The organism is Stutzerimonas balearica DSM 6083 (assembly GCF_000818015.1).
Classification (GTDB): Bacteria; Pseudomonadota; Gammaproteobacteria; order Pseudomonadales; family Pseudomonadaceae; genus Stutzerimonas; species Stutzerimonas balearica.
On the sequence record NZ_CP007511.1, the window covers coordinates 4,283,793 to 4,305,569 of the forward strand.

The following is a 21,777-nucleotide window of genomic DNA, read 5'->3' on the forward strand; positions in this document are numbered from 1 at the left end:
TCAACGCGCATTCGCCATGACGCTACAAGGATGTACCTGCGATTGCTGCGCCGAGCCCGGGTGCTGTCTTGTTGTTGGCTTTGCTTGCCGAGGGGGTCGGGCTGTATTTCCTGGCCTACCCGAACCTTCCAGAGCATGAAGTGCCCGAAGCGTTGCATTATCTGGAGCCGTGGGACGCCACCCAGCGACAGACCTACTACTACACACCGCAAGGCACCCAGATTAGGGGCTGGAGTACGAATGGTTTCGTGCGCTGGAGCTACCCTTCAGCAGGGACAGGTTCGCCACGCCCGACTACCTTGCCCGCTTCGGCTTTCTGGTCGATCCCGCGCAACAAGCCACTGCGCTGAACCCCGGCAACCTGCCGGTCGGCTTTGCCCGCCACGAGGATGCTGAGAGCGGTCGCGCCTATCTGGATGTGACCTGCGCGGCTTACCACACCGGCGAGCTGCGCTACGGGGGTCAGGCCATTCGTATCGATGGCGGCGCGGCGATGCCTCTCGACCGCGCGCCCGCCTGCTTTGCCCTGTAGGTGCGGCAGAACGCCGGGCACTAACTGCCCATCGAGGACACCAGCATCAGTGGGACGAAGCCATCGCGCCATTCGAGACGGTCGCCGACATCCTGCCGCCGCAGGACTTCCCCCGAGCAGAATCTCCCCTGCGACAACCTCAGCTATAACCCACGGCATGCACTACCGGAGCATCGCCCCATCGGCGACATCCATCGGCTGCGCAATGTGGGTACGAGGCGATCAGCAGTACCGGCTCGAGCGTAACGGCACGTTTTGACGCCTCCGTGGTGGCCCATGGATCAGCAGCAGGCGCCCCCGGACGGTTGCCGACCACGAGCCGCCCGGTCCTTTCTTGCCGAGCGGAGCCCTGCTAGCATCAATCAGGACTCCAGCGCCCGATATAGGCACCCGTTTGCAGAAGATGAGCGCCACCTCGTCCCCGTCGCCCGGTTCGGTAACCCTCGATCAAGGGGCTTCGCCGTTGCGGGTGCGTGTCGTCGGTGACTGGACTCTCACCCACTACGCGATGCTGCGCCATGAAGTGCAGCGGCTCGGGGAGCGAATCGACGCACGCAGCCAGGTCGAGCTCGACGGGTTGGGTGCACTGGATACGGCCGGCGCCGGCCTGCTTGTCGAGTTGCTCGGCCAGGAGCGCATCGCCGCGATCGAGGCCTGGGCGCCCGAGTTGCCGGCCGAGCGGCTTGCGCTGCTGCGTAGCGTCGCCAGATCGATGGATCAGCCGGAAGCGGAGCCGCCTGAGCAGGGCTACGGGTTTGGCGACGTGCTGGCCCATATCGGCCGCACGATGCAAAGCATCTGGCGGCAGCAGCGTGACCTGCTCGGTTTCATCGGTCTGACGCTGCAGACCCTGGCCCTGACATTGCCGCGCCCGAGGCGCTGGCGCTTGACCGCGCTGGTCGCGCACATAGAGCAGACCGGGCTGAATGCGATTCCCATCGTCGCCCTGCTGACCTTCCTCGTCGGCGCCGTGGTGGCCTTTCTCGGCGCCACGGTGCTCGCCGACTTCGGCGCGACGATCTATACCGTGAGCCTGATCGGCTTCGCCTTCCTGCGCGAGTTCGGCGTGCTGCTGGCCGCAATCCTGTTGGCGGGCCGCAGTGCCAGCGCCTTCGCCGCGCAGATCGGCTCGATGAAGTCGAACGAGGAGATCGATGCGATCCGCACGCTGGGGCTGAGCCCGATCGAGCTGCTGGTGCTGCCGCGAGTGCTGGCGATGCTGATCACGCTGCCGATCCTTACTTTCATCGGCATGCTCTGCGGCATCGTCGGCGGCGCGGTGGTGTGTGTGCTCGCGCTGGATATCTCGCCCACGCTGTTCCTCACCATCCTGCAGCGCGACATCGACCTGGTGCATTTTCTCGTCGGCATCGGCAAAGCCCCGGTGTTCGCCTTCGTCATCGCGGTGATCGGCTGTCTGGAGGGCTTCAAGGTAAGCGGCAGCGCGCAATCGGTGGGCGAGCACACCACCTCCAGCGTGGTGCAATCGATCTTCATGGTCATCCTGCTGGATGCCATCGCCGCGCTGTTCTTCATGGAGATGGGCTGGTGACGGGCGAAACGCTGATTCAGGTACGCGGGCTGGTGAATCGCTTCGGCAGCCAGACCGTGCACGACGGCCTCGATCTGGATATTCGCCGTGGCGAGATTCTCGGTGTGGTCGGCGGCTCGGGTACCGGCAAGTCGGTGTTGCTGCGCAGCATCGTCGGCCTGCGGCGGCCCAATGCCGGAAGCGTCAGCGTCTTCGGCGAGAACCTGCTGGAGCTGCCAGCCGCCCGCCGCTCGGAGGTCGAGCGTCGTTTCGGGGTGCTGTTCCAGCGCGGTGCGCTGTTCAGTTCGCTGAACCTGCAGGAGAACGTGGCGCTGCCGCTGATCGAGCATGCCGGGCTGGCGCGCCAAGACGCCGAGCACCTGGCGCGACTGAAGCTGGCGCTGGCTGGGCTGCCACCCACTGCAGCGTGCAAATACCCTGACGAGCTGTCCGGCGGGATGATCAAGCGAGCCGCTCTGGCCCGTGCACTGGCACTCGACCCCGAAGTACTGTTTCTCGACGAACCCACCGCCGGGCTCGACCCGATCGGCGCAGCGGCATTCGATCAGTTGATCCTGACGCTGCGCGACGCGCTGGGGCTGAGCGTCTTTCTGGTGACGCACGACCTCGACACGCTCTATACCATCTGCGATCGGGTCGCCGTGCTGTCGCGCAAGCGGGTGCTGGTCGCCGATCGCCTGGCGGTGGTCGAACAGACCGACGACGCCTGGATCCGCGAGTATTTCCATGGCCCCCGGGGCCGCGCGGCGCAGCAGGCCGCGGCATTGCAGGAGAATCGCTGAATGGAAACCCGTGCCCATCATGTGCTGATCGGCCTGTTCACCGTGCTGGTGGTCGGCGGCGCGCTGCTCTTTGCGCTGTGGCTCGGCAAGTCGAGCATCGACCGCGAATACGAGTATTACGAGGTCGGCTTCAACCGGGCGGTCAGCGGTCTTTCCACCGGCAGTTCGGTGGAATACAGCGGCATCAAGGTCGGCGACGTCGAGCGGCTCTGGCTCGAACCCGATGACCCGCGCAAGGTTCGCGCGCGCATCCGTGTCTATGCCGGCACGCCGATCAGGCAGGACACCCGTGCCCGCCTGGCGCTGGCCAACATCACCGGGGCGATGGTCATCCAGCTGCATGGCGGCAGCCCGGAAAGCCCGTTGCTGGTTGGCAAGCGCAGCGATCCACCGCTGATCATCGCCGACCCCTCACCGCTGAGCGCCTTGCTCGAGAACGGCGAAGACCTGATGAGCAACGTCAACAGCCTGCTGATGAATGCCAATGCGCTGTTCTCCGAGGAAAATGCCGGGCGCATCGGCCGCACCCTCGAACACCTGGAGCAGGCCACCAGCGTGCTGGCCGAACAACGGTCGGACCTGTCGGCGGCGCTTGGGCAACTCAGCCAGATCACCGAGCAGACCAACACCGCGCTCGGCGAGATCACCCGGCTGACGCGCAGCGCCAACGGCCTGCTCGATGAGGAGGGGCGCGCCCTGCTGGTCAGCGCGGCGCAGTCGATGCAGGCGCTGGAGCGCTCCACCGAACGGCTGGACAGCTTGCTGTCGGACAACCAGGGCGCCTTGAACAATGGGCTGCAGGGCTTCAACGATCTGGGCCCGGCGATCAACGAGCTGCGCGCCACGCTCGGTTCGCTGCGCCGGGTGACGCAGCATCTGGAAGACAACCCGAGCGGCTTCTTGCTCGGTCGGGAAAAGCTCGAGGAATTCGAACCATGATCCGTTCATCGCTGCGCTCAGGCGCGCTCACCGTTCTGCTCGGCCTGCTCTCGGCCTGTTCGATCCTGCCCGAGGCCGAGCCGCTACGCGCCTATCTGCTGCCGACCTCGGTCAGCCCGGCCGCGCGCAAGGCACCGGAACAGGGCCCGACGCTGCGCATCCTCACGCCGCAGTCCAGCCGGTTGCTGGCCACGCCGCGCATCGCAGTGATTCCCGAGGGCAGCCAGATCAGCAGCTACCGCGGCGCACGCTGGAGCGACGCGGCGCCGATTCTGCTGCGCGATCGGCTGATCGAGCGGGCCCAGGGCAGTGGCCAGTTCGCCTCGGCGATCAGCGAAGACGCCCCGCTTCAGGCCGATCGCGACCTGGTCAGCCAGTTACTGGCCTTTCAGGCCGAGTATGTCGAGGGCCGGCCGGTGGTGGTGATTCGGCTGGACGCACAGCTGGCCGACGGCCAGAGCCAGCGCGTGCTCGCCAGCCGCCGCTTCGAAATTCGTCAGCCGAGCCAGGGTCGCGAGGTGGATCAGGTGGTGAACGCCTTCGGCCAGGCCACTGACGAGCTCGGCCGACAGCTGCTGGAGTGGCTGGCGCAGCCGTGACACCGGCCAACCGTTCGTCCGCCTGCCGATCGCGCACAGGGCGATCCGCACCTTTATTGACCTGGGCAAGCGCAGCAGTCACACAACTGCCCTAGGCTGGCCCGAGGCAACACTTGAAGAGCCGCATGCATGAAACCTGAACTGAAGAAAAAGCTGACCCGCGGCGGCATTGCCGTCGCTCTGCTGCTTGCCCTTGGCCTGATGCTCTGGTCGGAGCTGCGCCCCAAGGGGCTCGGCGAAGGCTTTGCCAGCGGCAATGGACGTATCGAGGCGACCGAGATCGATGTGGCCACCAAGCTCGGCGGGCGCATCCGCGAGATCACCGTGGACGAAGGCGACTTCGTCCAGCCCGGCCAGGTCATTGCGCGCATGGACACCGAGGTGCTCGAGGCCCAGCTGAACCAGGCACGGGCCCAGGTGCGCCAGGCGCAGAACGCGATCCTCACGGCACAGGCGCTGGTTGCCCAGCGCGAAAGCGAAAAGGCCACCGCCGAAGCCGTGGTGCACCAGCGCCGCGCCGAACTGACAGCCGCCCAGAAGCGCCACCGCCGCACGGAAACCCTGGTCGCGCGCAATGCCATGCCGCGCCAGCAGCTGGATGACGACCTGGCGGCGATGCAGAGCGCCCAGGCCGCGTTGGCGGCCGCGCAGGCGCAGGTACTCTCGGCCGACGCCGGTATCGCCGCCGCCCGCTCGCAGGTGATCGAAGCCGAGTCGGCCCAGGAGGCGGCCGAGGCCAGCGTCGAGCGGCTCGAGGCGGACATCCGCGACAGCGAGCTGAAGACCGATCGCGTCGCGCGCGTGCAATACCGGGTAGCGCAGCCCGGCGAGGTGCTCGCCGCCGGCGGCAAGCTGCTCAACCTGGTCGATCTGGCCGACGTGTACATGACCTTCTTCCTGCCCGAGCGGCAGGCCGGGCGCGTGGCGCTCGGCGCCGAGGCGCGCCTGGTGATCGATGCCGCGCCGCAGTACGTGATTCCGGCCCGCGTCACCTATGTCGCCAGCGTCGCGCAGTTCACACCCAAGACCGTGGAAACCCAGAGCGAGCGCGAGAAGCTGATGTTCCGGGTCAAGGCCAGGATCGATCCGGAGCTGCTGAAACAACACATGGAACAGGTCAAGACCGGGCTTCCGGGCATGGCCTACCTGAAGCTTGACGCCGACGCCGAGTGGCCGGCCAACCTGGCGATCAACGTCGGCAAATGAACCCGTCCCCTGCCCCGGTCGCCGCGATCAGCGGCGTCAGCCTGCAATACGGCAAGACCCGCGCCCTGGACGGCCTGGTTCTCGAACTCCCGGCCCAGCGCATGGTCGGTCTGATCGGCCCCGATGGCGTCGGCAAATCCAGCCTGCTGGCCCTGATCGCCGGCGCGCGGCAATTGCAGCAGGGCAGCGTGCAGGTGCTCGGCGGCGACATCGGCGATGACCGCCATCGCCGCGCCGTCTGCCCGCGCATCGCCTACATGCCACAGGGGTTGGGGCGCAACCTGTACCCGACGCTGACGATTTTCGAGAACCTCGAATTCTTCGGCCGGCTGTTTGGCCAGGACGCCGGCGAGCGCCGCCGGCGCATCGCCGAACTGACCCGCAGCACGGGCCTTGCGCCCTTTGTCGATCGCCCGGCGGGCAAACTGTCCGGCGGCATGAAGCAGAAGCTCGGGCTGTGCTGCGCGCTGATCCATGACCCCGACCTGCTGATCCTCGACGAGCCGACCACCGGCGTCGATCCGTTGTCGCGCGCGCAGTTCTGGGAGCTGATCGAGCGCATCCGCGGCGAGCGCCCGCAGATGAGCGTGCTGGTCGCCACCGCCTACATGGACGAGGCGCAGCGCTTCGACCACCTAGTGGCGATAGACGCCGGGCGCGTATTGGCCACCGGCGCGCCGGCCGAGCTGCTGGCACGCACGGGCAGCGATACGCTGGAGCAGGCCTTCATCCGCCTGCTGCCCGAGGACAAGCGGCGCCAGCACCGCGAACTCGAGATCCCGCCACGCGGGCCGAGCGACGGCTTCGCCATCGAGGCGCATGGCCTGACCATGCGCTTCGGCGACTTCGTCGCGGTGGACCGGGTCAACTTCCGCATCGCCCGCGGCGAGATCTTCGGCTTCCTCGGCTCCAACGGCTGCGGCAAGACCACCACCATGAAGATGCTCACCGGACTGCTGCCGGCCAGCGAAGGCGAGGCCCTGCTGTTCGGCAAGCCGGTGGACCCGCATGACATGCAGACCCGCCAGCGGGTCGGCTACATGTCGCAGTCGTTCTCACTGTACAGCGAGCTGACCGTCCGGCAGAACCTCGACCTGCACGCGCGGCTGTTCCACCTGCCGGTCGAGCGACGCGATGCGCGGGTAGCGGCAATGCTCGAGCGCTTCGACCTCGCCGACGAGGCCGACAGCCTGCCGACCAGCCTGCCGCTGGGGGTGCGCCAACGGCTCTCGCTGGCCGTCGCGGTGATCCACAATCCGGAAATCCTGATCCTCGACGAACCCACCTCCGGCGTCGACCCGATCGCCCGCGACGGCTTCTGGGAATTGCTGGTGCAGCTGTCGCGCGAAGACGGCGTGACCATCTTCATCTCCACCCATTTCATGAACGAGGCGCTGCGCTGCGACCGTATCTCGCTGATGCATGCCGGCCGGGTGCTCGACAGCGACACGCCGCAGGCGCTGATGGACAAGCGCGGGCTGCCGACCCTGGAAGCGACCTTCATCGCCTACCTCGAGGAAGCCGCGGCAGGCGCCGCTGACGCCGCGCCCCCCGCGCCGCCGGCCAGCGCTGCCGCCAGTACGCCCCCAACTACAGCTAACGCCCGCCAGGGCCGCTTCAGCCTGCGCCGGTTGCTCAGCTACAGCCGGCGCGAAGCCATGGAGCTGCGCCGTGACCCGATCCGCGCGACCCTGGCGATGCTCGGCAGCGTGATCCTGATGTTCATCATGGGCTATGGCGTCAGCTTCGATGTGGAGAACCTGACGTTCGCCGTGCTCGACCGCGACCAGACCACCACCAGCCAGCACTACCTGCTGAACATGGCCGGCTCGCGCTATTTCATCGAGAAGCCGCCGCTGGCCAGCCATGCCGAACTCGACCAGCGCCTGCGCAGCGGCGACATCAGCCTGGCGGTGGAGATCCCGCCGAACTTCGGCCGCGACCTCAAGCGCGGCGCGATTCCGCAGGTCGCCTTCTGGATCGACGGGGCGATGCCGATGCGCGCCGACACCATCAAGGGCTACGTACAGGGCATCCACCTGAACTACCTGCAACAGCTCGCTCGCGAAGCAGGGGTGCAGGCGCAGGCGACGCCGGTCGACATCGCCATCCGCTATCGCTACAACCCGGACGTGCAGAGCCTGCCGGCGATGGTGCCGGCGATGATCCCGCTGCTGTTGATGATGATTCCGGCGATGCTCACCGCGCTCGGCGTGGTGCGCGAAAAGGAACTGGGCTCGATCACCAACTTCTACGTCACCCCGACCACCCGCCTGGAATTTTTGCTCGGCAAGCAGCTGCCCTATATCGCGCTGGGGATGATCAACTTCGCCACCCTGGCGCTGCTCGCGGTGTTCGTCTTCGGCATACCGATCAAGGGCAGCCTGCTCACCCTGTGCTTCGGCGCCCTGCTCTACGTGACCTGCGCCACCGGCCTGGGCCTGCTGATGTCGGCAATCTTCAACAGCCAGATCGCGGCGATCTTCGGCACTACCATCGTCACCCTGTTGCCGGCCATCCAGTTTTCCGGGCTGATCCACCCGGTCTCGGCGATGGAGGGCGCCGGCGCCTTTGTCGGCAAGCTCTACCCGACCAGCCACTTCCTGATCATCAGCCGCGGGGTGTTCTCCAAGGCCCTGGGGCTGGTCGAGCTGTATCCCTATTTCATCCCGATGCTGCTGGCCATTCCGCTGCTGACGCTGCTCAGCGTCGCCGGGCTGCGCAAGCAGGAGAAATGACATGAGCCGCCTGCGCCGCAAGCTCGGCAACATCCTCCAGCTCGGTCTCAAGGAACTGCGCAGCCTCTACCGCGACCCGGCGATGCTGGTGCTGATCGTCTATTCGTTCACCGTGGCGATCTACGAAGGCGCCACGGCGGTGCCCGAGGCGCCGCACCGCGCCAGCATCGCGGTGGTCGACGAGGATCGTTCGCAGGCCTCGCTGCGCATCATCAACGCCTTCCAGCTGCCCTATTTCATCGCGCCGAAAGCCATCACCCTCCAAGAGATGGACAGCGGCATGGATGACGGGCTGTACACCTTCACCCTGAACATCCCGCCGGGCTTCCAGGAAGACCTGCTCGCCGGCCGCCAGCCGAGCATCCAGCTGAACGTCGACGCCACCCAGGTCAGCCAGGCGTTCACCGGCGCCGGGCACATCCAGCAGATCATCGCCAGCGAGACCGCCGAGTTCCTCAAGCGCTACCGCGGCCAGGACGCGCTGCCGGTCGAGGCCGTGATCCGCACCGCCTTCAACCCCAACCTCAGCCGCGCCTGGTTCGGCGCGGTGAACGAGGTGATCAACCAGATCACCATGCTGGCGATCATCCTCACCGGCGCGGCGCTGATCCGCGAGCGCGAGCATGGCACCATCGAGCACCTGCTGGTGATGCCGGTGACACCGTTCGAGATCATGGTCGGCAAGGTCTGGGCCATGGGGCTGGTGGTGCTCGCGGCCGCCGCCTTCGCCCTGCGCTTCGTCGTCGAGGGCTGGCTGCAGATCCCGATCCAGGGCTCGCTGTTGCTGTTCGCCGGCGGCGCGGCGCTGCACCTGTTCGCCGCCACTTCGATGGGCATCTTCTTCGGCACGGTGGCGCGCTCGATGCCGCAACTGGGCCTGCTGGTGATCCTCACGCTGATCCCGCTGCAGATTCTGTCCGGCGGCGTCACCCCGCGCGAAAGCATGCCCGAGCTGGTGCAGAACGTGATGTGGGTGGCACCGACCACGCACTTCGTCGAGCTGGCCCAGGCGATCCTGTTCCGCAACGCCGGCGTGGCGATCGTCTGGCCGCAGTTGCTGGCGCTGGTCGGCATCGGCGCGGTGTTCTTCGTCGGTGCGCTGTCGCGCCTGCGTGTATCGTTGCGCTAGCGATCCGGCGAGCGACGCCACCTCCCCAAGGCGTTTCGCCTGCCCGGCGCCAGCCCGCCGCAGGCCTGGCCCGAGCGGCGGCCGGCCGCGGCTGTCACATAACGGTCACCGCCCAGCCCGCAGCACACCGGGAATTTTTGTATGCCCACCCGGTCTATGCTGCCGACATGCCCAGAGCCTGCTGCTCGGCAAAGCGCCAAGGAAGCCCAATCATCATGCGCATTCTCGTAACCGGCGGAGCCGGATTCATCGGCTCCGCACTGATCCGCCACATCATCCAGGACACCGAGCACAGCGTGCTCAATCTCGACAAACTGACCTATGCCGGCAATCTCGAATCGCTGGCCGCCGTCGAGAGCGATCCGCGGTACCGCTTCGTCCAGGCCGACATCGCCGATCGCGACCGGGTGAGCGAAGCGCTGCTCGACTTCCAGCCGGACGTGATCATGCACCTGGCCGCCGAATCGCACGTCGACCGCTCGATCGACGGCCCGGCCGAATTCATCCAGACCAACATCGTCGGCACCTACCAGCTGCTCGAAGCGGCGCGGGCCTACTGGCAAAGCCTGCCGGCCGATCGCCGTGAGGCCTTCCGCTTCCACCACATCTCCACCGACGAGGTGTACGGCGACCTGCACGGCACCGATGACCTGTTCACCGAGACCACGCCCTACGCGCCGAGCTCGCCCTACTCGGCGAGCAAGGCCTCGTCCGACCACCTGGTACGCGCCTGGCACCGCACCTACGGGCTGCCGGTGCTGGTGACCAACTGCTCGAACAACTACGGGCCGTTCCATTTTCCGGAAAAGCTCATCCCGCTGATGATCCTCAACGCGCTCGACGGCAAACCGCTGCCGGTCTATGGCGACGGCCTGCAGATCCGCGACTGGCTGTTCGTCGAGGACCACGCCCGCGCGCTGCTGGAAGTCGTCAGCAAGGGCGAGATCGGCGAGACCTACAACATCGGCGGGCACAACGAGCAGAAGAACATCGACGTGGTGCGCGGCATCTGCGCCCTGCTCGAGGAGCTGGCTCCGGCCAAGCCGGAAGGCATCAACCGCTACGAAGAGCTGATTACCTTCGTCAAGGACCGTCCCGGTCATGACGTGCGCTACGCCATCGACGCCGGCAAGATCGAGCGCGAGCTCGGTTGGCGGCCGCAGGAAACCTTCCAGAGCGGCCTGCGCAAGACCGTGCAGTGGTATCTGGACAATCTCGAATGGTGCCGTCGCGTTCAGGACGGCAGCTATCAACGCGAGCGCCTGGGCGCCCTGGAGAAAATCGCATGAAAGGAATCATCCTCGCCGGCGGGTCCGGCACGCGCCTGCACCCCATCACGCTCGGCGTCTCCAAGCAGCTGCTGCCGATCTACGACAAGCCGATGGTCTATTACCCGCTGTCGGTGCTGATGCTCGCCGGCATCCGCGAGATCCTGATCATCTCGACCCCGCAGGACCTGCCGCAATACAAGAACCTGCTCGGTGACGGCAGCCAGTTCGGCATCAGCCTGCAGTACGCCGAGCAGCCCTCGCCGGACGGCCTGGCACAGGCGTTCCTGATCGGCGAAGAGTTCATCGGCGACGACTCGGTGTGCCTGATCCTTGGCGACAACATCTTCCACGGCCAGCACTTCACCGAGAAGCTGCAGCGTGCCGCGCGCCAGGACAAGGGCGCCACGGTGTTCGGCTACTGGGTCAAGGACCCGGAACGCTTCGGCGTGATCGACTTCGACTCGGACGGCAAGGCGCTGTCCATCGAGGAGAAGCCGAAAAAGCCGAAGTCGAGCTACGCGGTCACCGGCCTGTACTTCTACGACAACGACGTGATCGACATCGCCAAGTCGATCAAGCCCTCGCCGCGCGGCGAGCTGGAAATCACCGATGTCAACATGGCCTACCTCAAGCGTGGCGACCTCAATGTCGAACGCTTCGGCCGCGGCTTCGCCTGGCTCGACACCGGCACCCATGACAGCCTGCTGGAGGCCTCGCAATACGTGCAGACCATCGAGCACCGCCAGGGGCTGAAGGTCGCCTGCCTGGAGGAAATCGCCTACCAGTACAAGTGGATCGACCGCGAGCAGCTGTTGCGCCGCGCCGATGCGCTGGGCAAGACCGGCTATGGCCAATACCTGTTCAAGCTGGCGGGTGAAGGCGCATGAAGGTCATCGAGACGTCCATCCCCGAGGTGCTGATCATCGAACCCAAGGTATTCGGTGATGAGCGCGGCTTCTTTTACGAAAGCTTCAACGCCGCCGCCTTCGAGGCGGCGACCGGGCTCAAGCGCCAGTTCGTCCAGGACAACCACTCCAAGTCGCGGCGCGGCGTGCTCCGCGGCCTGCACTACCAGATCCGGCAGCCGCAGGGAAAACTGGTTCGCGTGGTGCAGGGCGAGGTGTTCGACGTGGCGGTGGACCTGCGCCGGAGCTCGCCGAGCTTCGGCCGCTGGGCCGGCACCCACCTGAGCGCGGAGAACAAGCGCCAGCTGTGGATACCCGAGGGCTTCGCCCACGGCTTCGTGGTGCTCAGCGAGACCGCCGAGTTCCTCTACAAGACCACCGACTACTACGCCCCCGAGCACGAGCGCAGCCTGCTGTGGAACGACCCGGAGCTGGGCATCGAGTGGCCGTTCGACGAGCCGCCGCAGCTGTCGGCCAAGGACATCGCCGGCAAGCCTCTGAGCCAGGCGGAGCTGTTTCCATGAAGATCCTCATCACCGGCAGCAAGGGACAGCTCGCCCGCGAACTGCAGACCGAGCTGGCCGGTGAAGGAAAGGTGCTCGCCCTCGGGCACCAGGCGCTCGATCTGGCCGAGGCCGAGCAGATTCGCCAGCAGGTGCGCCTGCTGCGCCCGGACCTGATCATCAACGCCGCCGCCTACACGGCGGTGGACCCGGCCGAGCACGAGCGCGACAAGGCGTTCGCGGTGAATGCCGTGGCCCCGGGGATACTCGCCGAAGAGACCGCGCGGCTCGGCATCCCGCTGATCCACTATTCCACCGATTACGTCTTCGACGGCCGCAAGGCGGCCCCCTTCACCGAAGCCGACACGCCCAATCCGCTCGGCGTCTATGGCGCCAGCAAGCTGGCCGGCGAGCGCGCCGTACAGGCCGTCGACGGACAGCACATGATCCTGCGGACCAGCTGGGTCTACGGCCTGCACGGGCGCAACTTCCTGCTGACGATGATGCGCCTGCTGCAGGAGCGAGACACGGTGTCGGTGGTCAGCGACGAAATCGGCGCTCCCACTTGGGCACGCAGCATCGCTGCGGCGACCGGCGAACTGGTGCGCCGCTGGCGCGCTGGCGAGGGCGAGCTGACCGGGCTGTTCCACATGACCGCGCGCGGCGAGACCTCCTGGTACGGCTTTGCCTGCGCCATCGCCGAGCACCTGCACCAGCAGGGCCGGCTACGGGCAACGGTGACCCCGATCCTCTCGCGTGACTACCCCACCGCTGCGCAGCGGCCGCTCAATTCCCGGCTCGATTGCAGCCTGCTGCAGAGCCGCTGGGGCATTGCCCTGCCGGACTGGCAGGTCGCCCTGCAGCAATGCATGACCCAACCGCGCAACAGCGAGGCCAGCCAGCCGGCGCCACAGCCACAGATCGTCTGATCGCCTTGCCCTGACGCGCCGACGCGCTGAATCCGACGCCCGCAACGGTGCATAATGCCGCCGTTCTCCAGGCGTCCCGCATGACTTCGACTTCCTCACCTCGCCGCCCACGCTGGCGCAACCTCCTGCTCCTGGCATTGCTGCTCACGCCGTTGCTCTGGCCGCTGCAGCAGCTGGCCGAGCGCTATTACCGCAACGAGCTGACCGAACAGAACCGGCAGACCCTCGACCTCTACGTCGCCAACCTGCTCGGCACGCTGAACCGCTACGAAGTGCTGCCGCGCATTCTCGGTGACCTGCCCGAGCTGCGTTCGGCGCTGCAGAATACCGAGGTACCGGCGGTGCAGGACCAGGCCAACCGCCTGCTCAAGCAGTTGCAACGGCGCACCGGCGCCGACGTCATCTATCTGATGAATACCCGCGGCATGACCCTGGCGGCCTCCAACTGGGATGCCGAGGACAGCTTCGTCGGCCGCAACTTCGCCTTTCGCCCGTACTTCCGACAGGCCATGGAGGGCCGGCTGGGGCGCTTCTTCGGGCTCGGCACCACGTCCGGCAAACGCGGCTACTACTTTGGCGCCGCGGTACGCGATGGCGAGCAGATCCTCGGCGTGCTGGTGGTCAAGGTCGACCTGGACAGCACCGAGACGCTCTGGGGCAGCACGCCCGAGCGCCTGCTGGTGACCGACAACTTCGGCGTGGTGATCCTCACCTCGGAACCGGCCTGGCGTTTTCGTGCCAGCCGCGCACTGACGCTCGACGAACGCGAGCAGATCGCCTTCGACCAGCCCTACCCGACGCTCGAGCCGACCGACCTGACGCTGGACATCGATGCCTGGCTGATCCAGAGCCGCGAACTGAAGGAGACCGGCTGGACAGTGCGCATCCTCGCGCCCATCGCCCTGATCGAGCGGCCGGTGCGCACGGTGGTCGCGATCGGCGCCGCCACGCTGGCGACCGTGCTGCTGCTGATAGGCCTGCTGATGCAGCGACGCCGGCACTTTCTCGAGCGCCTGGCACTCGATGCCCAGGCGCGACGCGAGCTGGAGTTGCGCGTGCAGGAGCGCACCCGCGACCTGGAAGCGCTGAACAGCCGCCTGAAGGTCGAGGTCCTCGAACGCGAACAGGCGCAGCAGGAACTGGTACGCGCGCAGGACGAACTGCTGCAGGCCGGCAAGCTGTCGGCGCTCGGCACCATGAGCGCAAGCATCAGCCACGAGCTGAATCAGCCGCTGGCGGCGATCCGCAGCTATGCCGACAACGCCGGCGTGCTGCTCGAGCACGACAGGGTCGACGAGGCGCGCAACAACCTGAAGCTGATCAGCGAACTCACGGCGCGCATGGCCTCGATCATCGCCCACCTGCGCGCTTTCGCCCGCCGCGACCAGCACGCCCCGGAGCGGGTAGCGTTGCAGCCGGCGCTCGACGATGCCCTGGCGCTGGTGGCCAAGCGTCGCCAGGCGATGGGCGTGGAACTGGTCCGCGACCTGCCCGAGGCCGCGCTCTGGGTGCAGGCCGGCGAAACGCGCCTGCGCCAGATCCTCGCCAACCTCCTGGCCAATGCCCTCGATGCGCTGGCCGAGCGGCCACCGGAGCGGCGTATCTGGCTGCGCGCCGAGCAGCGGGCCGATGGCGTGCTGCTGAGCCTGCGCGACAACGGTCCGGGCTTCTCGGCCGAAGCGCTCCAGCGCGCACGCGAACCCTTCTTCACCACCAAGACCAGCGCGCAGGGCCTGGGCCTGGGCCTGGCCATCTGCGATACGCTGGTGCGCGCCCTGGGTGGCGAACTGCGCCTGGGCAACAGTGACAAAGGCGGCGCGCTGATCGAACTGCAGCTGCGCTCGGCCGAGCCCGGGCACGCCTTTCCCAGCGAGGATTACCTGCAATGAGCAGCGACAACCGTATCGACGACGGGACCCAGGTGGTGCTGATCGACGACGATCCGCACCTGCGCAAGGCGCTGAGCCAGACGCTCGATCTCGCCGGGCTCAAGGTTGCCTGCCTGGAGGACGCGCGCACCCTCGAGGCACGTCTGCCGGCCGACTGGCACGGCGTGGTGGTCAGCGATATCCGCATGCCGGGCATCGACGGCCTGCAGCTGTTGGCCAACCTGCAGGGCCGCGATGCCGACCTGCCGGTGCTGCTGATCACCGGCCATGGCGACGTGCAGCTCGCGGTGCAGGCGATGCGCGCCGGCGCCTACGACTTCCTCGAAAAACCCTTTCCCAGCGAGGCGCTGCTCGACTCGGTGCGCCGCGCGCTGGCGCTGCGCCGTCTGGTGCTGGACAACCGCAGCCTGCGCCTGGCCCTGGCCGACCGCCAGCAGCTGGCCGGCCGTTTGCTCGGCCACTCGCCGGCCATGGCCCGCCTGCGCGAACAGATCGGCGCCCTGGCCGGAACCCAGGCCGACGTGCTGATCCTTGGCGAAACCGGCGCCGGCAAGGAAGTCGTGGCGCGCGCGCTGCACGACCTGTCGGCGCGCCGCGACGGGCCCTTCGTGGCGATCAATGCCGGCGCGCTGGCCGAGTCGGTGGTCGAGAGCGAGCTGTTCGGCCACGAGCCGGGCGCCTTCACCGGCGCGCAGAAGCGCCGCATCGGCAAGTTCGAGTTCGCCAACGGCGGCACCCTGTTTCTCGACGAGATCGAGAGCATGAGCCTCGACGTGCAGGTCAAGCTGCTGCGCCTGCTGCAGGAACGTGTGGTCGAGCGCCTGGGCGGCAACCAGCTGATCCGCCTGGACATCCGGGTGATTGCCGCAACCAAGGAAGACCTGCGCCAGGCCGCCGACCAGGGCCGCTTCCGCGCCGACCTCTACTACCGGCTGAACGTCGCCCCGTTGCGCATCCCGGCGTTGCGCGAGCGCAACGAGGACATCCTGCTGCTGTTCCAGCACTTTGCCGAGACTGCAGCCGCGCGTCACGGCCTGCCGTCGCGCACGCTCTCGGCCGAGCAGCGCGCCCAGCTGCTGCGCCACGCCTGGCCGGGCAACGTGCGCGAGCTGCAGAACACCGCCGAGCGCTTCGCCCTGGGCCTGGATCTGGGCCTGGACAGCCAGCCGGCAGAGCCGCTCGGCGGTGGCGGCAACCTGCCGGAACAGGTCGAAGCCTTCGAACGGGCGTTGATCGCCGCCGAACTCGCGCGCCCGCACAGTTCGCTGCGCAGCGTCGCCGAAGCGCTCGGCGTGCCACGCAAGACCTTGCACGACAAGCTGCGCAAGCACGGCCTGAATTTCGCCGACGGTGGCGGAACCCCGCCCGACGAACTGGACTGAATGGCGGTTTTCCGCCATCGGTGACGGTCGCTCGGAACCTCGGCGGCACCCGCCCGCATTCCGGGCTAATCTGCTGGAAGCTGCGACCCAGACGGCTTTCCTGGCGCTTTGCCATTGGGTTTTCAGGGGCTGGCTGGTACAACCGCAGGGCCGCAGCCGGACGCTGGCCGATCTGGCACAGCGGTTGCTCAAAGAAACTGCCGAACCTCGCGCAACGTGCTGCCGGTTCACCGCCGGGCCGCTTCTGCGGCTCTCCACAACAAGAGGAAACAACAATGTTCAAACTGACTGCCAAGGCGCTGGCCTGCGCCCTGTCGCTCGGCATCGCCGGTCTGGCCCAAGCCGCCGACCCGATCGTCATCAAGTTCTCTCACGTGGTCGCCGAAAACACGCCGAAAGGCCAGGGCGCCCTGATGTTCAAGAAACTGGTGGAAGAGCGTCTGCCGGGCAAAGTCGAGGTTCAGGTCTACCCGAACTCCTCGCTGTTCGGTGATGGCAAGGAAATGGAAGCCCTGCTGCTGGGCGACGTGCAGCTGATCGCACCGTCGCTGGCCAAGTTCGAGCATTACTCCAAGGGCGTTCAGGTCTTCGACCTGCCGTTCCTGTTCGATGACATCGCCGCGGTAGACCGCTTCCAGAAGGGCGAAGCCGGCCAGCAGCTGCTGCGTTCGATGGAAGACAAGAACATCACCGGCCTGGGCTACTGGCACAACGGCATGAAGCAGCTGTCGGCGAACAAGCCGCTGCGCGAGCCGAAGGATGCCCGCGGCCTGAAGTTCCGCGTACAGGCTTCCGCCGTACTGGACGAGCAGTTCAAGGCCCTGCGCGCCAACCCGCGCAAGATGAGCTTCGCCGAGGTCTACCAGGGCCTGCAGACCGGCGTGGTCAACGGTGCCGAGAACCCGTACTCGAACATCTACTCGCAGAAGATGCACGAAGTGCAGAAGTACATCACCGAGTCCAACCACGGTCTCTTGGACTACATGGTCATCACCAACACCAAGTTCTGGAACGGCCTGCCGAGCGACGTGCGCAGCGAGCTGGAAAGCATCCTGAACGAGGTCACCGTCGAGGTGAACAAGCAGGCCGACGACCTGAACGAGGAAGCCAAGCAGGCCATTCTCGACGCCGGCACCACCGAAATCCTGTACCTGACTCCGGAAGAGCGTGCCAAGTGGCGTGATGCCATGAAGCCGGTCTGGAAGAAATTCGAAGGCGAAATCGGCGCCGACCTGATCAAGGCCGCCGAAGCCTCGAACAAGGCCGAATAAGCCTTGCGAAGGGGCGGGCACAACCTGCCCCTTCTACTCTTGAGCGACACAGACAGATCAGTGAAAAAACAAATCCGCTAGCGAAGACCACGCCACCACCCCAAGGCATGCGGGCAACGACCCCCGGCGATCCCGGGCCCTGCCACTTCGACGGCCATAACAAGAGTTTTTTCATTGCTCTGTCATACCAGCCCCCGGCTGGCTTACGGCGCACGCTCCGTGCAGCTCCGATTACCTTGCAGTCCATTCGGGAGATGTCATCCATGAACGCCCTGCGGCGCGTCTGGGACCATTTCGAGGAAGGCTTCATCGCCTTTCTGCTGGCCGCCATGACCTTGGTGACGTTCGTCTACGTCATTCTCAACAACCTCTACACCGTGTTCTACGACCTGGCCGACCGCTTCCCGGGGGCCGAGGACTTCTTCTTCGCGGTGGGCGATTTCATCATCGGCCTGGCGCAGGCCATGACCTGGAGCACGGCGCTGACCAAGGCGCTGTTCGCCTGGCTGATCTTCTTCGGCCTGGCCTATGGCGTGCGCACCGCCGGCCACATTGGCGTGGATGCGCTGGTCAAGCTGGCACCGGCCGGCGTGCAGCGCGTCATCGCGATCATCGCCTGCCTGTTCTGCCTGGGTTACGCGGGCCTGTTGACCGTGGCCAGCTTCGAATGGATCCAGACGCTGTTCATCGCCAACATCGGCGCCGAGGACCTCGGCCATGTCGGCGTCAAGCAATGGCACATCGGCCTGATCGTCCCCGTCGGCTTTGCCATGGTGTTCATCCGCTTCGGCGAAATCTTCGTGCGCCTGCTGCGCAAGCAGCAGATCGGCCTCGGCCTGGCCGATGAAGCGGCCGAGGCCACCCGACTGAGCGAGCACGAGGAGCCCAAGCCATGACCATTCTGTTTCTTTTCGCGGTGCTCTTCGCGCTGATGCTGATCGGCGTGCCGATCGCCATTTCCCTCGGCCTGGCCGGCTCGCTGACCATCATGATCTTCAGCCAGGACTCGGTGCGCTCGCTGGCGATCAAGCTGTTCGAGACTTCCGAGCACTACACGCTGCTGGCCATCCCGTTCTTCCTGCTGGCCGGCGCCTTCATGACCACCGGTGGCGTCGCCCGCCGGCTGATCGACTTCGCCAACGCCTGCGTCGGCCACATCCGTGGCGGTCTGGCGATCGGCGCGGTACTGGCCTGCATGCTGTTCGCGGCGCTGTCCGGCTCGTCGCCGGCCACCGTCGCCGCAGTCGGCTCCATCGCCATCGCCGGCATGGTGCGCTCGGGCTATCCGCAGGCCTTCGGTGCCGGCATCGTCTGCAACGCCGGCACCCTGGGCATCCTGATTCCGCCGTCGGTGGTGATGGTGGTCTACGCCGCCGCCACCGAGACCTCGGTCGGCAAGCTGTTCATGGCCGGCGTAGTGCCTGGCATCCTGCTCGGCGGCGCGCTGATGGTGGCGATCTACCTGATCGCGGTGAAGAAGAACCTGCCGGCGCTGCCGCGGGCGACCTTCCGCGAGTGGCTGTCGGCCGCCCGCAAGGCGGTCTGGGGCCTGCTGCTGATGGTGATCATCCTCGGCGGCATCTACTCCGGCATGTTCACGCCGACCGAGGCGGCCGCCGTGGCGGCGGTGTACTCGGCGTTCGTCGCACTGTTCGTCTACAAGGACCTCAAGCTGCGCGATTGCCCGAAGGTGCTGCTGGAGTCGGGCAAGCTGTCGATCATGCTGATGTTCATCATCGCCAACGCCATGCTCTTCGCCCACGTGCTGACCACCGAGCAGATCCCGCAGGCGATCACCTCCTGGGTCATCGAGGCCGGCCTGCAGCCGTGGATGTTCCTGCTGGTGGTGAATATCGTGCTGCTGGTCGCCGGTGCCTTCATGGAGCCGTCGGCGATCATCCTGATCCTCGCGCCGATCCTGTTCCCGATCGCCGTGCAGCTGGGCATCGACCCGATCCACCTGGGCATCATCATGGTGGTGAACATGGAGATCGGGCTGATCACACCGCCGGTGGGCCTGAACCTGTTCGTCGCCTCGGCAGTGACGGGCATGCCGGTGACCCAGGTGGTCCGCGCCGTGCTGCCATGGCTGGCACTGATGCTGAGCTTCCTGATCGTGATCACCTACGTGCCGTCGATCTCCCTGGCACTGCCGGAACTGCTGGGCATGTAACGCGCGCAGCATCCGCCTTTCTTCAGCCCGGCCCAGCGCCGGGCTTTTTTTAGGTTCTTCGCAGACTCTGGGGGAAGAGCGAGTTGACAGTCAGGGAAGCAGGTAAATTGGCAGTCGCCAAACACACCCTTCACCTGTCCCTGCTGTCGCCGTGCATCCTATTGATCTTGCCGCTTTCTGGCCAGGCTATGACGCCGTTGCCTGCCGCCCATCCGCCAACAACTTCCTTCTGATTGAACTCGAGCCTCAAGCCGGTTCAGTGCCCAAATGCGGGCGTTGTGGTCAGCTCAGCCCGTTGATTCACGAGCGCCGGATTCGTCTGGTGCGTGATCGTGATCTGTTCGATCAGCGCGTCCTGCTTCAACTTCCAGTGCGCCGAGTCGATTGCCTGAACTGTGGTCGGGTGACCGAGCGGATCGACTGGCTGGAGCCTGCATCTCGCCTAACCCAGCGGTTACGGGTCTGGCTCGAAAGCTTGCTGCGGCGGCTGCCGATCAGCCACGTCAGCCAGCTCACCGGCCTGCACTGGCACACCCTCAAGACGCTCGATAAACGACGCCTGCAAGCCGAGGTAGGCACCTTCGATTCACATGGTGTCCGCCGCCTGGTGATGGACGAGTTCGCCCTGCACAAGGGGCATCGCTATGCCACGGTCATCATGGATGCCGAGCGAACACGGGTGCTGTGGGTCGGCCACGGCAACAGCCGTGAGTCGATCCGCCCGTTCTTTGAATTGCTCGGCGAGCATTGCCAACAGATCGAGGCGGTGGCTATGGACATGAACACGGCTTTTGACCTGGAGGTGAAAAAGCATTGCCCGCAGGCCGAAGTGGTGTACGACCTGTTTCACGTCGTCGCGCGCTACGGGCGGGATGTGATCGACCGTATCCGGGTCGACCAGGCCAACCTTCTGCGCGAAGACAAGCTGGCACGAAAGGCGGTCAAGCAGAGTCGTTGGCTGCTGCTGCGCAATCGCGACAACCTGAAGGCCGGACAGGCCGTGCAGTTACAGGAACTGCTCGCTGCCAACCAGCCGCTGGCTACGGTCTATGTGCTCAAGGATGCGCTGAAGGATGTCTGGTACGCCCCCAGCGTACGAGAGGGTTGGCGGCGCTGGCGAACCTGGCTGCGGCATGCTCGCGAGAGCGGCCTCGCGCCACTGCAACGCTTTGCTCGCAACCTGCGCAAATACGCCCGAGGCATCCTTGCCAGTGCCCACTTCCACATGCATACCAGCGTCCTTGAGGGGGTTAACAACCGCATCAAGGTGATCAAGCGCATGGCCTATGGTTTCCGGGACTCGGAATACTTCTTTCTGAAAATCAAGGCTGCCTTCCCCGGGAAAGCGCGATGAACCTTTTTCTACGCCTCGCGATCACATCAGCGAATCGCCGACGCGCAGGATCTTCATGGTGTTGGTGCCGCCAGTGGAGTCGTGGTAGCTGTCGCCCTTGGTCAGGACCACCCAGTCGCCCGGCTCGACGATGTTGCGCTTGACCAGCTCGTCTACCGCCGCCTGGCTCACCTTGTCGGCCGGCAGTGCGGCCGGGTCGAAGGGGATGGTCTGCACACCGCGGAACAAGGACAGGCCGTGCAGTTACAGGAACTGCTCGCTGCCAACCAGCCGCTGGCTACGGTCTATGTGCTCAAGGATGCGCTGAAGGATGTCTGGTACGCCCCCAGCGTACGAGAGGGTTGGCGGCGCTGGCGAACCTGGCTGCGGCATGCTCGCGAGAGCGGCCTCGCGCCACTGCAACGCTTTGCTCGCAACCTGCGCAAATACGCCCGAGGCATCCTTGCCAGTGCCCACTTCCACATGCATACCAGCGTCCTTGAGGGGGTTAACAACCGCATCAAGGTGATCAAGCGCATGGCCTATGGTTTCCGGGACTCGGAATACTTCTTTCTGAAAATCAAGGCTGCCTTCCCCGGGAAAGCGCGATGAACCTTTTTTTATCTGGCGACCTTCATGTCTGC

17 protein-coding genes and 4 pseudogenes are annotated in these 21,777 nt (G+C 66.0%); 20 read left to right on the forward strand and 1 reads right to left on the reverse strand.

The features are described 5' to 3' along the window. Nucleotides 1–36: 36 nt before the first annotated feature. The 19 genes and pseudogenes from CL52_RS21385 to CL52_RS19895 all read left to right on the forward strand — a co-directional run. Nucleotides 37–496, forward strand: a pseudogene (locus CL52_RS21385) (hypothetical protein); the annotation flags it as partial. Continuing rightward, nucleotides 494–791, forward strand: a pseudogene (locus CL52_RS21590) (catalase family protein); the annotation flags it as partial. The pseudogenes CL52_RS21385 and CL52_RS21590, both read left to right, overlap by 3 nt. Before the next feature lie 144 nt (nucleotides 792–935). Next, nucleotides 936–2,084, forward strand: coding sequence for an MlaE family ABC transporter permease (locus CL52_RS19815; protein WP_043223365.1), 1,149 nt, complete (start codon nucleotides 936–938; stop codon nucleotides 2,082–2,084). Next, nucleotides 2,081–2,866: an ABC transporter ATP-binding protein gene (locus tag CL52_RS19820; protein ID WP_043222696.1), complete on the forward strand. Its 786-nt coding sequence runs from the start codon at nucleotides 2,081–2,083 to the stop codon at nucleotides 2,864–2,866. The genes CL52_RS19815 and CL52_RS19820 overlap by 4 nt, the downstream gene beginning before the upstream one ends. Continuing rightward, on the forward strand, nucleotides 2,867–3,805 hold the full coding sequence (locus CL52_RS19825; RefSeq protein ID WP_043222698.1) for an MlaD family protein: 939 nt from the start codon (nucleotides 2,867–2,869) through the stop codon (nucleotides 3,803–3,805). Then, nucleotides 3,802–4,404: an ABC-type transport auxiliary lipoprotein family protein gene (locus CL52_RS19830; RefSeq protein WP_041108999.1), complete on the forward strand. Its 603-nt coding sequence runs from the start codon at nucleotides 3,802–3,804 to the stop codon at nucleotides 4,402–4,404. Before CL52_RS19825 ends, CL52_RS19830 begins: the two co-directional genes overlap by 4 nt. Before the next feature lie 129 nt (nucleotides 4,405–4,533). Then, nucleotides 4,534–5,610 (forward strand): HlyD family secretion protein, encoded by a 1,077-nt coding sequence (locus CL52_RS19835; RefSeq protein ID WP_043222702.1) that lies wholly within the window; start codon nucleotides 4,534–4,536, stop codon nucleotides 5,608–5,610. Further along, complete coding sequence (gene rbbA / locus CL52_RS19840) at nucleotides 5,607–8,348, forward strand: ribosome-associated ATPase/putative transporter RbbA (protein WP_043222705.1); 2,742 nt, start codon at nucleotides 5,607–5,609, stop codon at nucleotides 8,346–8,348. The genes CL52_RS19835 and rbbA overlap by 4 nt, the downstream gene beginning before the upstream one ends. A gap of 1 nt (nucleotide 8,349) precedes the next feature. Next, nucleotides 8,350–9,477: an ABC transporter permease gene (locus CL52_RS19845; RefSeq protein ID WP_041109004.1), complete on the forward strand. Its 1,128-nt coding sequence runs from the start codon at nucleotides 8,350–8,352 to the stop codon at nucleotides 9,475–9,477. Nucleotides 9,478–9,692: 215 nt separating this feature from the next. Further along, nucleotides 9,693–10,766 carry a dTDP-glucose 4,6-dehydratase gene (rfbB, locus tag CL52_RS19850; RefSeq protein WP_041109006.1) on the forward strand — a complete coding sequence of 358 codons (1,074 nt, stop codon included), beginning with the start codon at nucleotides 9,693–9,695 and terminating at the stop codon, nucleotides 10,764–10,766. Continuing rightward, nucleotides 10,763–11,635, forward strand: coding sequence for a glucose-1-phosphate thymidylyltransferase RfbA (rfbA, locus tag CL52_RS19855; protein WP_043222708.1), 873 nt, complete (start codon nucleotides 10,763–10,765; stop codon nucleotides 11,633–11,635). Before rfbB ends, rfbA begins: the two co-directional genes overlap by 4 nt. Beyond that, nucleotides 11,632–12,177 carry a dTDP-4-dehydrorhamnose 3,5-epimerase gene (rfbC, locus tag CL52_RS19860; protein WP_041109010.1) on the forward strand — a complete coding sequence of 182 codons (546 nt, stop codon included), beginning with the start codon at nucleotides 11,632–11,634 and terminating at the stop codon, nucleotides 12,175–12,177. Before rfbA ends, rfbC begins: the two co-directional genes overlap by 4 nt. Beyond that, a complete protein-coding gene (gene rfbD, locus CL52_RS19865) occupies nucleotides 12,174–13,085 on the forward strand; it encodes a dTDP-4-dehydrorhamnose reductase (protein WP_041109012.1) in 912 nt (303 codons plus the stop codon). The genes rfbC and rfbD overlap by 4 nt, the downstream gene beginning before the upstream one ends. Nucleotides 13,086–13,165: 80 nt before the next feature. Next, complete coding sequence (locus CL52_RS19870; RefSeq protein WP_043222710.1) at nucleotides 13,166–14,974, forward strand: sensor histidine kinase; 1,809 nt, start codon at nucleotides 13,166–13,168, stop codon at nucleotides 14,972–14,974. After that, a complete protein-coding gene (locus CL52_RS19875) occupies nucleotides 14,971–16,356 on the forward strand; it encodes a sigma-54-dependent transcriptional regulator (RefSeq protein WP_041109016.1) in 1,386 nt (461 codons plus the stop codon). The genes CL52_RS19870 and CL52_RS19875 overlap by 4 nt, the downstream gene beginning before the upstream one ends. A 275-nt stretch (nucleotides 16,357–16,631) precedes the next feature. Further along, nucleotides 16,632–17,627, forward strand: coding sequence for a C4-dicarboxylate TRAP substrate-binding protein DctP (gene dctP, locus CL52_RS19880; RefSeq protein ID WP_041109018.1), 996 nt, complete (start codon nucleotides 16,632–16,634; stop codon nucleotides 17,625–17,627). Nucleotides 17,628–17,890: 263 nt separating this feature from the next. After that, complete coding sequence (locus CL52_RS19885; RefSeq protein ID WP_041109020.1) at nucleotides 17,891–18,523, forward strand: TRAP transporter small permease; 633 nt, start codon at nucleotides 17,891–17,893, stop codon at nucleotides 18,521–18,523. Continuing rightward, complete coding sequence (dctM, locus tag CL52_RS19890; protein WP_043222712.1) at nucleotides 18,520–19,800, forward strand: C4-dicarboxylate TRAP transporter large permease protein DctM; 1,281 nt, start codon at nucleotides 18,520–18,522, stop codon at nucleotides 19,798–19,800. The genes CL52_RS19885 and dctM overlap by 4 nt, the downstream gene beginning before the upstream one ends. 151 nt (nucleotides 19,801–19,951) lie before the next feature. After that, nucleotides 19,952–21,154 (forward strand): ISL3 family transposase, encoded by a 1,203-nt coding sequence (locus CL52_RS19895; RefSeq protein ID WP_074519829.1) that lies wholly within the window; start codon nucleotides 19,952–19,954, stop codon nucleotides 21,152–21,154. A gap of 21 nt (nucleotides 21,155–21,175) precedes the next feature. On the opposite strand, the pseudogene CL52_RS20940 reads toward CL52_RS19895, so the two are convergent. Further along, nucleotides 21,176–21,388 (reverse strand): annotated as a pseudogene (locus tag CL52_RS20940) (pyruvate kinase alpha/beta domain-containing protein); the annotation flags it as partial. Between CL52_RS20940 and CL52_RS19900 the strand changes: the two are divergent. After that, nucleotides 21,386–21,745: pseudogene (locus CL52_RS19900) on the forward strand (transposase); the annotation flags it as partial. The pseudogenes CL52_RS20940 and CL52_RS19900 overlap by 3 nt on opposite strands. Between the last annotated feature and the right edge of the window lie 32 nt (nucleotides 21,746–21,777).

Coding starts and splice junctions, on each gene's coding strand:
- CL52_RS19815 (WP_043223365.1), top strand. CDS start 936: ATGAGCGCCACCTCGTCCCCGTCGCCCGGTTCGGTAACCCTCGATCAA.
- CL52_RS19825 (WP_043222698.1), top strand. CDS start 2,867: ATGGAAACCCGTGCCCATCATGTGCTGATCGGCCTGTTCACCGTGCTG.
- CL52_RS19830 (WP_041108999.1), top strand. CDS start 3,802: ATGATCCGTTCATCGCTGCGCTCAGGCGCGCTCACCGTTCTGCTCGGC.
- CL52_RS19835 (WP_043222702.1), top strand. CDS start 4,534: ATGAAACCTGAACTGAAGAAAAAGCTGACCCGCGGCGGCATTGCCGTC.
- rbbA (WP_043222705.1), top strand. CDS start 5,607: ATGAACCCGTCCCCTGCCCCGGTCGCCGCGATCAGCGGCGTCAGCCTG.
- CL52_RS19845 (WP_041109004.1), top strand. CDS start 8,350: ATGAGCCGCCTGCGCCGCAAGCTCGGCAACATCCTCCAGCTCGGTCTC.
- rfbB (WP_041109006.1), top strand. CDS start 9,693: ATGCGCATTCTCGTAACCGGCGGAGCCGGATTCATCGGCTCCGCACTG.
- rfbA (WP_043222708.1), top strand. CDS start 10,763: ATGAAAGGAATCATCCTCGCCGGCGGGTCCGGCACGCGCCTGCACCCC.
- rfbC (WP_041109010.1), top strand. CDS start 11,632: ATGAAGGTCATCGAGACGTCCATCCCCGAGGTGCTGATCATCGAACCC.
- rfbD (WP_041109012.1), top strand. CDS start 12,174: ATGAAGATCCTCATCACCGGCAGCAAGGGACAGCTCGCCCGCGAACTG.
- CL52_RS19870 (WP_043222710.1), top strand. CDS start 13,166: ATGACTTCGACTTCCTCACCTCGCCGCCCACGCTGGCGCAACCTCCTG.
- CL52_RS19875 (WP_041109016.1), top strand. CDS start 14,971: ATGAGCAGCGACAACCGTATCGACGACGGGACCCAGGTGGTGCTGATC.
- dctP (WP_041109018.1), top strand. CDS start 16,632: ATGTTCAAACTGACTGCCAAGGCGCTGGCCTGCGCCCTGTCGCTCGGC.
- CL52_RS19885 (WP_041109020.1), top strand. CDS start 17,891: ATGAACGCCCTGCGGCGCGTCTGGGACCATTTCGAGGAAGGCTTCATC.
- dctM (WP_043222712.1), top strand. CDS start 18,520: ATGACCATTCTGTTTCTTTTCGCGGTGCTCTTCGCGCTGATGCTGATC.